13 protein-coding genes and 1 pseudogene are annotated in these 13,399 nt (G+C 45.0%); 9 read left to right on the plus strand and 5 right to left on the minus strand.

The window, feature by feature from the left end:
• Window positions 1-157 precede the first annotated feature (157 nt).
• From purE to MJ768_RS04080, 3 genes and pseudogenes are all read left to right on the plus strand, one after another.
• Window positions 158-652 carry a 5-(carboxyamino)imidazole ribonucleotide mutase gene (purE, locus tag MJ768_RS04070; protein WP_239288182.1) on the plus strand — a complete coding sequence of 165 codons (495 nt, stop codon included), beginning with the start codon at window positions 158-160 and terminating at the stop codon, window positions 650-652.
• 12 nt (window positions 653-664) lie between these two features.
• Window positions 665-1,549 (plus strand): phosphoribosylaminoimidazolesuccinocarboxamide synthase, encoded by an 885-nt coding sequence (locus tag MJ768_RS04075; protein WP_239288184.1) that lies wholly within the window; start codon window positions 665-667, stop codon window positions 1,547-1,549.
• A gap of 345 nt (window positions 1,550-1,894) precedes the next feature.
• A pseudogene (locus MJ768_RS04080) lies at window positions 1,895-2,110 on the plus strand (IS630 family transposase); the annotation flags it as partial.
• Window positions 2,111-2,486: 376 nt separating this feature from the next.
• Here the strand turns inward: MJ768_RS04080 and MJ768_RS04085 are convergent.
• From MJ768_RS04085 to MJ768_RS04100, 4 genes are all read right to left on the minus strand, one after another.
• Window positions 2,487-4,127, minus strand: coding sequence for a SulP family inorganic anion transporter (locus MJ768_RS04085; RefSeq protein ID WP_239288186.1), 1,641 nt, complete (start codon window positions 4,125-4,127; stop codon window positions 2,487-2,489).
• Between the two features lie 129 nt (window positions 4,128-4,256).
• Window positions 4,257-4,706, minus strand: a complete 450-nt coding sequence (locus MJ768_RS04090) for a universal stress protein (RefSeq protein WP_239288188.1) — start codon at window positions 4,704-4,706, stop codon at window positions 4,257-4,259.
• A 50-nt stretch (window positions 4,707-4,756) separates the two neighbouring features.
• Window positions 4,757-5,407: a carbonic anhydrase family protein gene (locus MJ768_RS04095; protein WP_239288190.1), complete on the minus strand. Its 651-nt coding sequence runs from the start codon at window positions 5,405-5,407 to the stop codon at window positions 4,757-4,759.
• Between the two features lie 37 nt (window positions 5,408-5,444).
• Window positions 5,445-6,368 (minus strand): bestrophin family protein, encoded by a 924-nt coding sequence (locus MJ768_RS04100; RefSeq protein ID WP_239288192.1) that lies wholly within the window; start codon window positions 6,366-6,368, stop codon window positions 5,445-5,447.
• Between the two features lie 193 nt (window positions 6,369-6,561).
• Between MJ768_RS04100 and MJ768_RS04105 the strand changes: the two genes are divergently transcribed.
• From MJ768_RS04105 to MJ768_RS04130, 6 genes are all read left to right on the plus strand, one after another.
• The gene (locus tag MJ768_RS04105; RefSeq protein ID WP_239288193.1) at window positions 6,562-7,242 is read left to right on the plus strand and encodes a TetR/AcrR family transcriptional regulator; all 681 of its coding nucleotides are present in this window, start codon (window positions 6,562-6,564) and stop codon (window positions 7,240-7,242) included.
• A gap of 101 nt (window positions 7,243-7,343) precedes the next feature.
• Complete coding sequence (locus MJ768_RS04110) at window positions 7,344-7,694, plus strand: CidA/LrgA family protein (RefSeq protein ID WP_239288194.1); 351 nt, start codon at window positions 7,344-7,346, stop codon at window positions 7,692-7,694.
• Window positions 7,684-8,412, plus strand: a complete 729-nt coding sequence (locus tag MJ768_RS04115; protein WP_239288195.1) for an LrgB family protein — start codon at window positions 7,684-7,686, stop codon at window positions 8,410-8,412. The genes MJ768_RS04110 and MJ768_RS04115 overlap by 11 nt, the downstream gene beginning before the upstream one ends.
• Before the next feature lie 398 nt (window positions 8,413-8,810).
• Window positions 8,811-9,695 carry a PLP-dependent cysteine synthase family protein gene (locus MJ768_RS04120; protein WP_239288196.1) on the plus strand — a complete coding sequence of 295 codons (885 nt, stop codon included), beginning with the start codon at window positions 8,811-8,813 and terminating at the stop codon, window positions 9,693-9,695.
• Between the two features lie 264 nt (window positions 9,696-9,959).
• Window positions 9,960-11,288, plus strand: coding sequence for a four-carbon acid sugar kinase family protein (locus MJ768_RS04125; RefSeq protein ID WP_239288197.1), 1,329 nt, complete (start codon window positions 9,960-9,962; stop codon window positions 11,286-11,288).
• Window positions 11,289-11,469: 181 nt separating this feature from the next.
• Window positions 11,470-12,219 (plus strand): SDR family NAD(P)-dependent oxidoreductase, encoded by a 750-nt coding sequence (locus MJ768_RS04130; RefSeq protein WP_239288199.1) that lies wholly within the window; start codon window positions 11,470-11,472, stop codon window positions 12,217-12,219.
• Between the two features lie 209 nt (window positions 12,220-12,428).
• On the opposite strand, the gene MJ768_RS04135 is transcribed toward MJ768_RS04130, so the two are convergent.
• A complete protein-coding gene (locus tag MJ768_RS04135) occupies window positions 12,429-13,361 on the minus strand; it encodes a LysR family transcriptional regulator (RefSeq protein WP_239288200.1) in 933 nt (310 codons plus the stop codon).
• Window positions 13,362-13,399: the final 38 nt, after the last annotated feature.

Raw genomic sequence — 13,399 nt, forward strand, 5'->3', positions numbered from 1 at the left:
AATTGCAAAGACTGGTGCACCCACGACATAGAGTGCAAAATATGCGGGAGTATAAACTCAGTTCTGCATAAAAGTAATGAACCCATCCAAGTGGCGTTAGAAAAAAAACGACAAACGCTATAAACAAGTTAAAAAAACAATCTAAAGAAGGAGATACATGAATAAACCACTGATTGCCATCTTGATGGGAAGTTCAAATGATTGGGAAATCATGCAGCAGGCCGCGCGTCCTTTGCATGATTTCGGCGTGGCCTACGATGCGCGGGTGATCTCCGCGCACCGTTCACCTGAACTATTGTTAAACTATGTTCAGGAAATGAGTGAACAGGGCGTACAGTGTTTCATCGCCGGCGCGGGTGGTGCTGCGCATCTGGCTGGCGTAATTGCTGGTCAAACTACTCTGCCAGTGCTGGGTGTACCCATTCCATCCAAATACCTCAAGGGAATCGATTCGCTACTCTCTATCGTGCAAATGCCCAAGGGCATTCCGGTGGCCACATTTGCTATCGGCGAAGCTGGTGCGGCGAATGCCGGCCTGTTTGCAATAGCCATGCTGGCACTGAACGATACACAGTTAGCCAAGCGACTCATCGCATTCCGCAAACAGCAGGCCGAAGCAATTGCTGCGATCAAGCTGCCATCACTAAGCTAAAAGGGGAACCCTATGTCTGTATTATTTGAATCCAACTTAACCAGCTTGCCATTACTGCACCGCGGCAAAGTGCGTGACATTTATGAAGTGGATGATGATCGCCTGCTCATTGTGCAAACTGATCGCTTGTCCGCCTTTGATGCCATTTTGCCGACTCCAGTGCCAGGAAAGGGTCAAGTACTCACTACCCTGTCCAATTTCTGGTTTAGTAAGCTTAATAACGTTCTCCCTAATCACCTTACCGGTATCAAGCCAGAATCGTTAGTCAAAACTGATGAAGAACGCGCGCAACTGGCTGGCCGGGCCTTCGTAGTAAAACGCTTGAGACCCGTGCCCATTGAGGCCATCGTGCGCGGTTATCTGGCTGGTTCCGCTTGGAAGGAATATCAAAAGACTGGCATGGTGTGCGGCATTAAATTACCTGCCGATTTACAGGAAGCGCAAAAACTGCCGCAACCCTTATTTACACCTTCAACCAAGGCAGCAGCAGGTGAACACGATGAAAACATCTCCTTCGAGCAGGCCGCAAAATTGCTGGGTGTGCCGCGTGCTAATGCAGTACGTCATGCCGCCTTGTCGCTGTATTCCCAGGCGGCGGAATATGCGGCCACTAGGGGAATTATCATTGCTGATACCAAATTTGAATTTGGTGTGGATCCATCAGGAAAAATGTATTTAATTGATGAAGCGCTGACGCCCGATTCTTCACGATTCTGGCCAACTGATCAATACAAAGTGGGTAGCAACCCGCCTAGCTTTGATAAGCAGTTCGTGCGTGACTGGCTGGAGGCTTCTGGCTGGAACAAACAACTCCCGGCACCGAAAGTTCCTGCCGACGTAATCGAAAAGACTGCGGAGAAATATCACGAAGCCGTGCGACTGTTGATGGACGTGTGACACATTCCTTCAGCAATTGGCATTAGAGCGACGTTTGATCATCTGATCGAGCGTGTCGAGAGTGGCACGCTCACCTTCTACGGCTGTATTTATATATCCAGAAAGAGTAATTGCTGCGCTACAATGTACTGCTAATGTATTAGATGTACTTTAACCAGAACGTTTTTTCTTGCCATCAGTTTTTACCTTCAGTTATCGGAAGTATTTCGCGAGCGCCGCACATGCATCCATCGTAAAGGTCAGGCCATTGAAAATGGGTCTGTAAAGTCAAGTTGTTAAAAACTAAATTACCCATATTTTAAGTTCACGTTTTACATGATTGAGGTGCTAACGGATTGAAACAAACTCAACATGGTCGAGCGGTTCTTTCGCGACATCACAGACAAACGCATTCGTCGTGGCGCCTTTGCCAGCGTGACTGAACTGGAAGCCGTCATCAACGAATATATCGCTGTGCATAACGCCCGACCGAAGCCGTTTACCTGGACAACAAAGGCCAGCGACATCCTCGCCAAGGTCACCCGCGCTCGTGCCACCTTGAATAAGCACACTTCTAATTGACGCACTACACTAGTTTTATCCTGATGCTAACGTTGGCAGTGTTCCTGATTCGCTTGGGCCATGTGCGTTATACTTATTTGGGCGATTAGTCGTCGGCGGAACTGCGGCAAGTCGACCGAATGCAGGATTGAAAATAAGACACTGGCCAGTGAATTCCTATCCTATCCCGGATGACGAGATACAAAATGACAAATCGTACTATTTGATGTCCAACTCTGTAGGCTCTGTAGGGTTTTTTCAATTTTCAATTGGTCGTTCATTTGGTTCCGATAGTAAAATAACCTACCATCTAAATTTACAAAAAGTACATTTCAAAGATGAACCGCCGATGAATAAAAAAGTGGCCTTACTCCGAAAATAGATGTCATGATTTCTTTCACAACCCCATAATCTTATTATCGATAATCATGTTTTTACCGGATGGGCTTTTATCATAGTGGTCTTTTAATATGACAAATTCTTCGTGTTTTTTTAAATTTTCCTTGCCGTATAGATCATAAACTTCAACTGAAATATTATTATTTGGAGCTGTTACTAAAAAGTCATCAATTGTTTCGATAATGTCGTGATCAATAAACTGAGATTTGCTGGCATCAATTGTGAGCGTGCTGTTTGGCTTGACATGCGAAAGAAGCTTTCTCAATAGAGATTTATTCAGAAAAACAACATCTTTGTTAAGCGTTAATATATAAAACGATTTATCCTGAGTCAAAGTAATGGCAGCACGATAATTAGCCTTAATAATAAAAAATAAACCAATTACCATGCCAATTGCCATACCTTTTAACAAATCGGTTGCTAAAATTGCCGTTATTGTGATAACAAAAGGCAGTAGTTGACTCCACCCTTTGCGATAAAATTCCTTGAATAAAGCGGGTTTAGCCAGTTTAAATCCGGTATGGAGCAAAATGGCTGCCAAACAACCGAGCGGAACATAATTTATGTAATTCGCAAAGAACATTACGCTCAGCAATATACATAAGCCATGTATAAAACAGGATACTGGAGTTTTGCCGCCAGCGTTAATATTGCCTGAACTGCGCACAATGACAGCAGTAATCGGTAATCCTCCGATTAATCCGGAAATAATATTTCCAACTCCTTGCGCTTTTAGCTCTCTGTTAGTCGGAGCAGTTCGTTTTAAAGGATCCAGCTTATCTACTGCTTCAAGGCTTAACAATGTTTCGAGACTACCAATAATAGCTAGGGTTGCTGCAATAAGATAAACCTGAGGATTAGTCCAATAACTGTAGTCTGGAAACATGAAGTTATTCAAGAATTCGCCAACATTATTTGAGACAGGAACATTCACCAAGTGGATTGCACTGACCGCCCAATCCGGCGCCCATCGTTCAGCAGCTAAATTGTAGAGAACACCCCAGATTACGGCGATCAACGGGCCGGGAATTAGTTTTAAAAATTTTTGTTTTTTAAACCATGGCCGTTCCCAAATTATAAGTATAAGCAAAGCAACCATGGATATAATTATTACGCCATGCGAAATGGAGCTAAATGCATCTAGTATCGGGAAAAAAAACTCATGCACTTCTTCATGTGTATAGGCTTCAGGGCCTCCAAAATGTTGACTATAGCCAGTAGCATGAGGGATCTGCTTAATAATTAAAATCAAACCAATGGCAGCCAACATCCCTTTAATGACAGCTGAAGGGAAAAAAGCTCCGATGACCCCTGCTTTGAGGAAGCCAGCTATCAGTTGCATAATGCCCGCCAATATCACGGCAACCAAAAATCCCTGGAAACTACCTAAAGTTTCAATAGCGTTAAATACAATCACAGTTAAGCCGGCCGCTGGGCCTGAAACGCTCAGTTGTGAACCGCTTAACCAAGCAACAACCAGGCCACCGACCATTCCTGCTGTCAGTCCTGCGAATAGAGGCGCTCCAGATGCCAGAGCGATACCAAGACATAGCGGTAGAGCCACTAAAAATACCACGATACCCGCAGGCAAATCATCTTTTAGGTGTCGAAGATAGTACTGCATGGGCTGCTGGGTCATTGTTTTCGTCTCCACAATTTTATGTTAATCGCTTCGGGTTAAATTCCCCGTCTCTTGGGGCGAAGGCTGGCTGAAAGCCAGCGGATTATAAGAGCGCAGTTAATACCTCATGGCTTATTGCGGGATGCTTTATTTTGGTCTTAAAACCAATACATCACAGGGTGACAGTTTTAAAATGCGGTCCGCAAAGGAGCTAAGAAAAAGTCCAGAAAAACCTCTCTTATTTCTTGTTGCTACCACGATCATTCCCGCATTAATTTCTTTGGCATACTCAGCTATTCGTTCTGCTGGAGACTGCGCAAATAAAACTTCAAAATGAGCTTTTGTGAATGCCAGCTCAGGCATCATTTCCCTTGCTTTATTTTTAAAGAAATCTAGCATTTGTTGTTTCAAATTTTCAACTGTTAACTTATCAGGAATTTCCTCAACACCCATCTCACTAACGCTAATGTCTTTCTTAATAACATGAACAAAATAAATTTCTCTTTTGGTCCAGACATATTCATGCCCCCACCTTGAAATACTTGGCATAAACTCTTCTTCGGTTGGCATAGCAATAACTATCTTTTGTGGGTTCATTTTCCTCACCTTAACTTAATTCTGGGGATAAGATCATATTTGAAAGCAGTTTATTCAGGATTATTGAGAATTAACGTGTCGTCATAAAAATCTACTACACCAGTTGCTATGTCATGTTTGCCGCCAATAATACCAATCGCACGAGTTTCAACCATCTCTTTTAAAATTGGGCTACGTTCCATGATGGCATGTAATGTTTTTTTTACGTTCATGGCGGCTACTTTTTCTACAAATTCAGGATTGCTTGAATTACGATTTTCGGTTTCGCTATTTTCATCATAAACCGCTGGCTGTATTTTACTTAATAGGGCGGTTAGGTTACCCATTTCTACGTGGTCGCAAGCACCTTTTATGGCACCGCATTTGGTATGGCCTAAAACCACTATTATTTTAGAGCCCGCGACTTTGCAGCCAAACTCCATGCTGCCTAATATATCTTCATTAATGATATTGCCCGCTATACGAATACTGAATACATCGCCCAAGCCCTGGTCGAAAATCAGCTCGGCCGAGGTGCGGGAATCGATGCAGCTTAAAATAACCGCAAACGGATGTTGTCCATCGGATGTTTCATTGGCCTGTTGCAGCAGGTTACGGTTCAACTTAAGGTTATTTACAAAGCGTTTGTTTCCTTCTTTTAATAATTCTAAAGCCATTGCCGGTGTAATGGCGGCTTGCATCTCTTTGGTTAATGTTTTCATTTTTTGATCTCAAGGAAAGTTATGATTTAGTATGCATTCAACTATGTTGCGACTGTTCCAGTAATGCCAAACAATGCAACTTTATAGAGTCGCAAATAGTGCCTAAAGGTAGGTGACTTAAATTTTTAGTGGCAAACGGGTTTTGTAGTTCAATGCCAATCCTGTCCAATGACAGCAATGGATAAGCCACTAGAAAGAAAATAAATACCGCGCTGAACCACAAATTTTCTATTAATGAAAACGGCAACAATAATAAGAAAATCAAAATGAATCGCCTGGCTTTGATTGCATAAACTAATGGCATGGGCGTTTTCAGGATTCTTTCACAAGAACCGATGTGATCGATCAGCAAACCCCGTTGACCTTCCATACCCATAAAAACAAAGCCATCGATTTGACGGCTAAGCCGTGCCTGTTGCAATAAACCCGCAATCTTTCCGGCAACAAACAGCGGCATATGTGCAGCGGACTTCAGCGCATCTAGCTCCTGTTCGCTCAGTAAATCGGTTAAATCATCGAAGTTCTTGCCGTTGCGCAAGGATTCTCTCGCTGCAAAAGAGAATGCAACGGTCCACTTCACCATTTCTTTACGCCACAGACCCTCTTGAGAACCGATATTCAAAATATCGCCGTAACTTAATGCCTCGACAACAATATTTCTACTTTGATTAACAATAGCGCCCCATAATTTTCGGGCCTCCCACCAACGTTCGTGGCCTGCGTTGGTTCGAAACACTAGAACCAATCCGAGTACCACGCCAGTATATTCAAACGGAGTTACTGCAAGATGCGGCAAGGGTCTCCAATATTGATCCAATGCAACTATTAACAAACAGTAACAAGACAGTAACAGCAGGCTGAAAAAAATACGTGGGGTAACAGAACCCCGCCACATTAGGGCGCCACGAAAAAAACCGGGAGATTCGTCTTTGTTGCTATGTATCGGAAAAAAATCTTTCATGCTATGTCCGCTATTTAGAATAGAAGTTGAAAGAAATAAGCATGGTAAGTAGCAAAGCTATACATAATGAATAGTAACACTATCTTTACAAATTGCAATACTTTCGGTTATCATTTTTCAACGAATCAGATTCATGTTAAGGCGAGCGGATCAAACACATTAAATACAGCTAAAGAAGTCATATCGGAAAGCTATGGAAATTCAGTTGCAAATTAAAATGAATGATAAATTATTTCTCAGGGATCCGGAGCAATCCGAGCTGGGCAAAAAAATCATTCTGCACAGCATTCAGTTAATCCACAAAAACGGGTTTGAAGCCTTCACCTTCAAAAAACTGGCGGAAGCTATCGGCACAACCGAGGCGGGTATTTACCGGTATTTTGAAAACAAGCACCGGTTGTTGATCTATCTTACCGCCTGGTATTGGAGCTGGCTTGAATACCAAGTTACTTTTCAAACCAACAATATTAAAGACCCTGTCGTTAAGCTAAAAATGGTCATTAAATTGTTAGCGACCACAGTGGAGAACGATATTAGAACCAGTAATGTCGATGAAAGCATCCTTCATCAAATCATTATTACTGAAGGTTCCAAAGCCTATCTGACCAAACGTATATCCGAAGATAACAAGGATCACTTGTTTAAACCCTACAAAGACCTTTGTGCCGTTATCGGAAATATGATTTTGGAATGCAACCCCCGATACAAATATCCGAAATCATTAGCTTCTACCATTATTGAAATGGCGCATTTCCAAAATTTTTTTATGAATAATCTGCCTTCGCTGACGGACTTTGGGAAAAATAAAGATGAAGCTGAAATTGTAAGGTTTCTGGAAGATTTAGTGTTTTCCAGCTTACATTCAGCTCATTAATATGATGGATTCTGGATACGTTACATTTCTTTTCACACGGCCTGGTTAAGGCAAATCATCAGATAGTGGTAGAAATTTCACAAAAATATTAGACTGAAACCATGATTTCCGGATTAGTCCAAATTCTTTTATGGCAGGGATTGGGAGAGCTAGTTTCTCACTTCCTTATACCTATTTTGCCTGGCCCAGTATTGGGTCTTATTTTATTATTGGTATTTTTAATCCTTAAAGGGCATGCTAATTCTTCACTTCTTGCCATTTCTGATGCCTTTAGTCAGCATTTAGGTCTTCTATTTATACCTGCGGCTGTAGGCGTAATTTTATTTTTACCGCAATTAAAAGCTCATGCTTTAGCCGTTATAACGGCTTTAGTTGTAAGTGTTGTTTTAACAATCACTACCACAGCAGTTATTTTGAGATTAATTGCCAGAAAAGATTCTAATGATCCGTGAACAACCTCAAATTGCAGACATCTGGGTTTACCTTTCAGGCAGTCCTTTATTTGCTTTGGTTGTTACACTGGCAGCTTATCAATTGGGTAACCTGCTTTATCAAAGAACGAATAAAAATCCATTCGCTAATCCTGTTGCAATAGCAGTAGTTTTAATTGCCCTGGTTTTATATCTGATGGATATGTCTTATCAAAAATATTTTGAAGGAGCGCAGTTCGTGCATTTTTTGCTGGGTACTGCAACTGTTGCATTAGCTGTACCTATTTATAAGGGTTTTTCTATTTTAAAAACGCGACTCATTCCCTTAACGGTTGCTTTGGTATGTGGTGGAGTCATTTCTATAGCAAGCGCTGTCGGAATTGCAACATTTATGGGAGCAGATGCAGCGATTATTGGTGCTCTATATCCTAAATCAGTTACTGCACCCATTGCGATGGGTATTGCAGAGCGTTTGACTGTCTCACCTACTCTGACTGCTGTATTTGCAGTAGTCACTGGTATCTTGGGAGCAATATTGGGTAGTTTTATTTTGAACCTGCTCGGCATGAAAGCCTGGTGGCAACGGGGATTTGCAATGGGTGTGGCTGCACATGGTATTGGAACCTCCAGGGCTTTTGCTGTTCACCCGGAAGCCGGTTTATACGCTAGTCTGGCCATGGGTATGCACGGCATTTTGGGCGCGATCTTAATCCCGCTGCTTGATTTTTATATTCGTTAACATTCAAATACTTGTTTCGATTCCTACTGGTTTTCTGTGATGTGCGCTTTGAACGGCTGGCGGGCAATCAGCTAAATCTATTCACGTTTTAACCGGACCCATTGTAAATATACAATAATCTTGGCAAAGGAATATCAACACCGCTTAAGCGAAAACAGGAACGGGAGATTTTGCGCTTACAAACCTGAGGCTTCCTTATATGTTATAAAACCTTACACTGCCATCGTTTCAGGCCCCGACAACAACATTCGAGGGCTGGCTGCGGCGGGAATCCAACAATTTTATCAGGATCAATTTTGGTTTTGTTCTGCGTTACGAAAATTTTTTTACTAACTGGATTCCCGCCTGCGCGGGGATGACGAGCTTCCATATTCCCAACTTTTTGAGTTAACTCCATAATGCAAACTATTCTAGATGCTATCGGCTCAACACCACTAATTCAGATTGACGGTATCTGGGTCAAGCTGGAATTTCTTAACCCGTCTGGATCCATCAAGGCGCGCATTGCCAAATACATGATAGAGCGCGCCGAAAGTGAAGGTCTGCTGAAACCGGGCGATACTATCGTGGAAGCTAGCAGCGGCAATACCGGTAACGCGATGAGTATGGTGGCCGCTGTCAAAGGCTACAAGATGCTGGTGTTAATGCCCAATGGATTGAGCCGTGAACGCACCGCTATCTCGCGTGCCTATGGTGCCGAAGTTCGCATCATCGGTGATTTTCATGTCACCGATGCGCTGGCCGAAGTTAGAAAGCTGGGTAGTCTTCCCGGTTATTTTGCCCCGCAACAATTCGATAACGAATGGAATGTAGATGAGAACCGCGAGTGGTTAGGCCCAGAAATTCTGGCACAACTCCCTGCGGGCGTGCTCCCTGATGCTGTTGTCGGTGGCGTTGGTACCGGAGGCACAATTATCGGCGTAGGCCAGGCGTTCAAGGCAGTTAACACGGCGTGCAAGGTTGTCGCGCTTGAACCCAGTGAGTCATGCACGATACTCTGCGGCGAGATCGGCAAGCACCTGATCGAGGGAATCGCTGACGGGTTTGTACCCGGTATTATTCAACGCCACCGTGCCCTGCTGGATGAAGTCATTACCGTCGAGTCCGCAGAGGCTGTGCAGGAGATGCGTCGGCTGGCGCGTGAGCACGGCATCTTCGTCGGGCCATCATCCGGCGCGCACTTGATCGCTGCGCGGGAATTACGCGAGCGGCACAAGGTCGAACATGTCGTCACATTCTTCTGCGACAAGGGCGAGAAGTACATCAATGACTATTGGCTATGACAGTGCCTGGAATAAAACCTTACGAGTTGAAGTGGAAGCTTCCGCGGAACCACAATAGGGAATTTATCGGCGCGCTGACCAAGGATGTGAAAGCATTTGATCTTTTCATGCGCCTTGCCTGAATTCTGCGCCCCGCATCTAGCTGACACGATGTGATATCGACGAAAAAGGCTCTCACAAATTGTGAAGACTTAACCGATATAGAGATTAATGGACAATCTGGAATGAACACCCCTGCCAGCATTGAGAAAGGGCAGAATCGGAATGACTGAAACCAAGATTATCGTGCTCGACGATGGTCCGACCGGCTCGCAGACGGTACATTCCTGCCTGCTGCTGACTCGTTGGGATCAGGACACGTTGCGTGCCGCGTTACTGGATGACTCGCCGCTCTTCTTTGTGCTCACCAACACCCGTGGCATCAATACGATGCGTGCCGCTACGGTGACGCGCGAAGTGTGCCGCAACCTCAAGCTGGCCTTGACCAGCCTGGCCGCGCAAGGGTTGCATTTCAATCCGATTTTCGTCAGCCGCTCCGACTCCACGCTGCGCGGTCATTACCCGGTGGAAACCGACGTGATGAGCGAAGAGTTGGGCGGCGCTACAGGTTTTGATGCGCACTTCCTGATTCCGGCCTTCTTTGAAGGCGGGCGTTTCACTCGCGACAGCATCCACTACCTGATGGCCGATGGCGTGGCCACACCGGTACACCAGACCGAATTCGCGCGCGACTCGGTGTTCGGCTATTCCACCAGCTACCTGCCCGATTATGTCGAGGAAAAAACCGCCGGACGCATCAAGGCGAATCAGGTCGAGCGTTTTCTGCTCGCCCAAATTCGCGGTGACGTCTCGGCGCGCCTAATGGGACTGCACGACAACGTGTGTTGTGTAGTGGATGCAGAAACCCAGGCCGACCTAAATTACTTTGCCGCTCAATTGAAAAATGCCGCCGCCAGCGGCAAGCGCTTCCTGTTCCGCTCTGCCGCCAGCCTGCTCACCGCACTGGCGCAACTACCGCCTCAGCCTGTGGCTGCCAGCGCCATGCGCCAGTACGTGCGCAATGGCAAACCCGGCGCAGTGATCGTCGGCTCGCATGTCAAGAAGACCACGGCGCAACTGAATAAGCTGTTGAAAGAACCGGGCATCATTGCCATCGAAGCGGACGTGGACCGCATTGCCACGGAGCGTTCCGCCCTATTGCAGGAAGTATTGCATCAAGCCGCGCTTGCCCACGCTGCCGGTACAACACCGGTGATCTATACCAGCCGCGCAGAACGCGGCTTTGCCGACCAAGCCGCGCGTCTGGCATTCGGCGAACAAGTTTCCGCATTCCTGATGGACGTGGTACGCGGCCTGCCGACCACACTGGGCTTTCTCATCAGCAAAGGCGGCATCACTTCGAACGACGTGCTGTCCGATGGGCTTGCGCTCAAGGCTTCGCGGGTACTCGGGCAGATTCTGCCGGGCTGCTCAGTGGTGCGCTGTCCGTCCGATCACCCGCGCTATGCCGAGATGCCGGTAGTAATCTTTCCCGGCAATGTCGGTGACGATGATGCACTGGCCGCGGCCTATCGCCGCTTGACTGGGATATGATAACCGTATATGGACTCCTCCTCATTTGCAAACATTCCGTGTGCCATTTTAGAGTGAAAGGTACGCTTTAATCTATTGAAATGCAAAGGAGTTTTGAGGGGATACCTCAGAGTCAGACTGCTTCGAGCATCGTCAGTCACTTCGCCCTGCCCTGAACGCTTCATTCGCGCGGCTGAATATTGTGGCTAATCAGAAAATATTTATAATGCATTATTATTTTATAACAGGAACATCTTTTGGTTTGGGCAAGGCCATTGCAGAGGCATTGTTGCAACGCGAAGATGTTTTTGTATATGGAATTTCACGAACATCTTCCATCTCTCATACGCACTACAAACATGTGTTTGCAGACTTGAGTAATCCGTCTCAACTATCATCCATTATTGAATTATTTGAAGCGTCATTCACCAATCAGGATTCCTTATATCTGATTAATAATGCTGGCGTGATTGATCCAATCAAGTATCTTGGAGACTTTACAGCGGAAGAGATTTTACTGCTTATGCACGTAAATCTGATAAGCCCAATACAATTAATGAATGCTTTTTTGAAAATTCCACAAGGAGTAAAAAGGAGAATCATTATAAATGTATCTTCAGGCGCTGCATCAAAAGTAACCGATGGTTGGTCTTTATATGGTTCGTCAAAGGCAGCCCTTGACCACGCATCTCTTCATGCCGCTAAAGAGATGGAGCTAAATGGTAAGGCAAATATTCATATTTTTTCAGTAGCCCCCGGAGTTATAGATACGCTTATGCAAGCGAAAATTAGAGCTGTTTCAAAACATTCATTCTCTATGGTAGATCGATTTATAGATTTACATGAAACCAATGCATTGGATACTCCTGAACAAGTCGCACAAAAATATTTGAAAATACTAGATGTACCTCAAGAATTCCCCAAAGTTGTTTTTTCTGCACGTGAAATTTAACAATCCTTTAACCTAAATCATTCAAAAAAAGCAACAAAAAAACTGTAACTATTTGATATAATGCAATTTTTAAAGAAGCGCATTCGTAAAACAGATACATGACCTTGCCTATGTCACACTCTATCTCAGAACAGTTACGCTTCACCGAATAGCTGCATGTGAGCGCCTGCTGCCTAAAATAATGACGGCAGGCAACAAAGGATTTTTGTTTACTTGGTGCGGCTTCGCATGCTCGGTGTTGGTGATGCCAGGCTCTCTGCTTCATTCAGCAAAAATTGATTGAATGCATGGGCAGCAGTGGAAAGACGTTTACTCTTGCGATGTACGATATGCCAGTGACGCATGATGGGGAAATGATCCACATTCAGTACTTGCAGACGCTTGATTTCCAGTTCCAGTTCGATGCCATGCATGGAGATGATGCCTAACCCCATGCCTGCTTGCACCGATTGCTTGATTGCTTCATTAGTGTCCATTTCCATATGGGTCGGCAATTTCAAATGGTGGCTGGCGAAATATCGTTCCACCACACCGCGAGTGCCCGACCCTTGCTCGCGCAGCAAAAAAGTTTCTTGTGCCAATTGCTTGGGCTTGATGTTGCGTACCTTGGTCAAAGGGTGGTTGAGTGCAGCGATGACGACCAGCGGGTTCTGCATAAACGGCTGCGACAGCATATCCGCACCATCCGGTGGCTGACCCATAATGGCAAGGTCGGCGCTATTATCGGCGAGCAATTTTATTACCGCATCGCGGTTGGCAACATGCAGGCTTACGCTGATCTTGGGGTATTGCTGGATAAATTTTGCCAATAGCTGAGGCATGAAATAGCTGGCAGTGCTGACTGCAGAGATATTCAAACGGCCATGTTCCAGCCCTTTCATCTCGCTGAACATAGCGTCCATTTCCTCAAGTTGCTGCGCAATGTTGCGAGTGTAATGCAGCATTTCCTGTCCAGCTTCGGTCAGATGTATTTGCTTGCCCACCTGGTCAAACAGGGGTAAGCCGACACTATGTTCAAGTTGCTTGATTTGCATAGAGACTGCAGGCTGGCTGAGATACAATTCCTTGGCCGCACGTGAATGACTTAAATGCCGTGCTACGGCATCGAAAATTTCAAGCTGACGAATGGTTAAATGTAACATCGTTTAATTATAATCAATACTTATAGCTAGCATCAATA

The organism is Candidatus Nitrotoga sp. 1052 (genome assembly GCF_927312905.1).
Taxonomy (GTDB): Bacteria; Pseudomonadota; Gammaproteobacteria; order Burkholderiales; family Gallionellaceae; genus Nitrotoga.

What these genes read in the sequence shown, in the direction of transcription:
- purE (WP_239288182.1), top strand. Translation starts at nt 158, where the DNA reads ATGAATAAACCACTGATTGCCATCTTGATGGGAAGTTCAAATGATTGG.
- MJ768_RS04075 (WP_239288184.1), top strand. Translation starts at nt 665, where the DNA reads ATGTCTGTATTATTTGAATCCAACTTAACCAGCTTGCCATTACTGCAC.
- MJ768_RS04085 (WP_239288186.1), bottom strand. Translation starts at nt 4,127, where the DNA reads ATGACCCAGCAGCCCATGCAGTACTATCTTCGACACCTAAAAGATGAT.
- MJ768_RS04090 (WP_239288188.1), bottom strand. Translation starts at nt 4,706, where the DNA reads ATGAACCCACAAAAGATAGTTATTGCTATGCCAACCGAAGAAGAGTTT.
- MJ768_RS04095 (WP_239288190.1), bottom strand. Translation starts at nt 5,407, where the DNA reads ATGAAAACATTAACCAAAGAGATGCAAGCCGCCATTACACCGGCAATG.
- MJ768_RS04100 (WP_239288192.1), bottom strand. Translation starts at nt 6,368, where the DNA reads ATGAAAGATTTTTTTCCGATACATAGCAACAAAGACGAATCTCCCGGT.
- MJ768_RS04105 (WP_239288193.1), top strand. Translation starts at nt 6,562, where the DNA reads ATGGAAATTCAGTTGCAAATTAAAATGAATGATAAATTATTTCTCAGG.
- MJ768_RS04110 (WP_239288194.1), top strand. Translation starts at nt 7,344, where the DNA reads ATGATTTCCGGATTAGTCCAAATTCTTTTATGGCAGGGATTGGGAGAG.
- MJ768_RS04115 (WP_239288195.1), top strand. Translation starts at nt 7,684, where the DNA reads ATGATCCGTGAACAACCTCAAATTGCAGACATCTGGGTTTACCTTTCA.
- MJ768_RS04120 (WP_239288196.1), top strand. Translation starts at nt 8,811, where the DNA reads ATGCAAACTATTCTAGATGCTATCGGCTCAACACCACTAATTCAGATT.
- MJ768_RS04125 (WP_239288197.1), top strand. Translation starts at nt 9,960, where the DNA reads ATGACTGAAACCAAGATTATCGTGCTCGACGATGGTCCGACCGGCTCG.
- MJ768_RS04135 (WP_239288200.1), bottom strand. Translation starts at nt 13,361, where the DNA reads ATGTTACATTTAACCATTCGTCAGCTTGAAATTTTCGATGCCGTAGCA.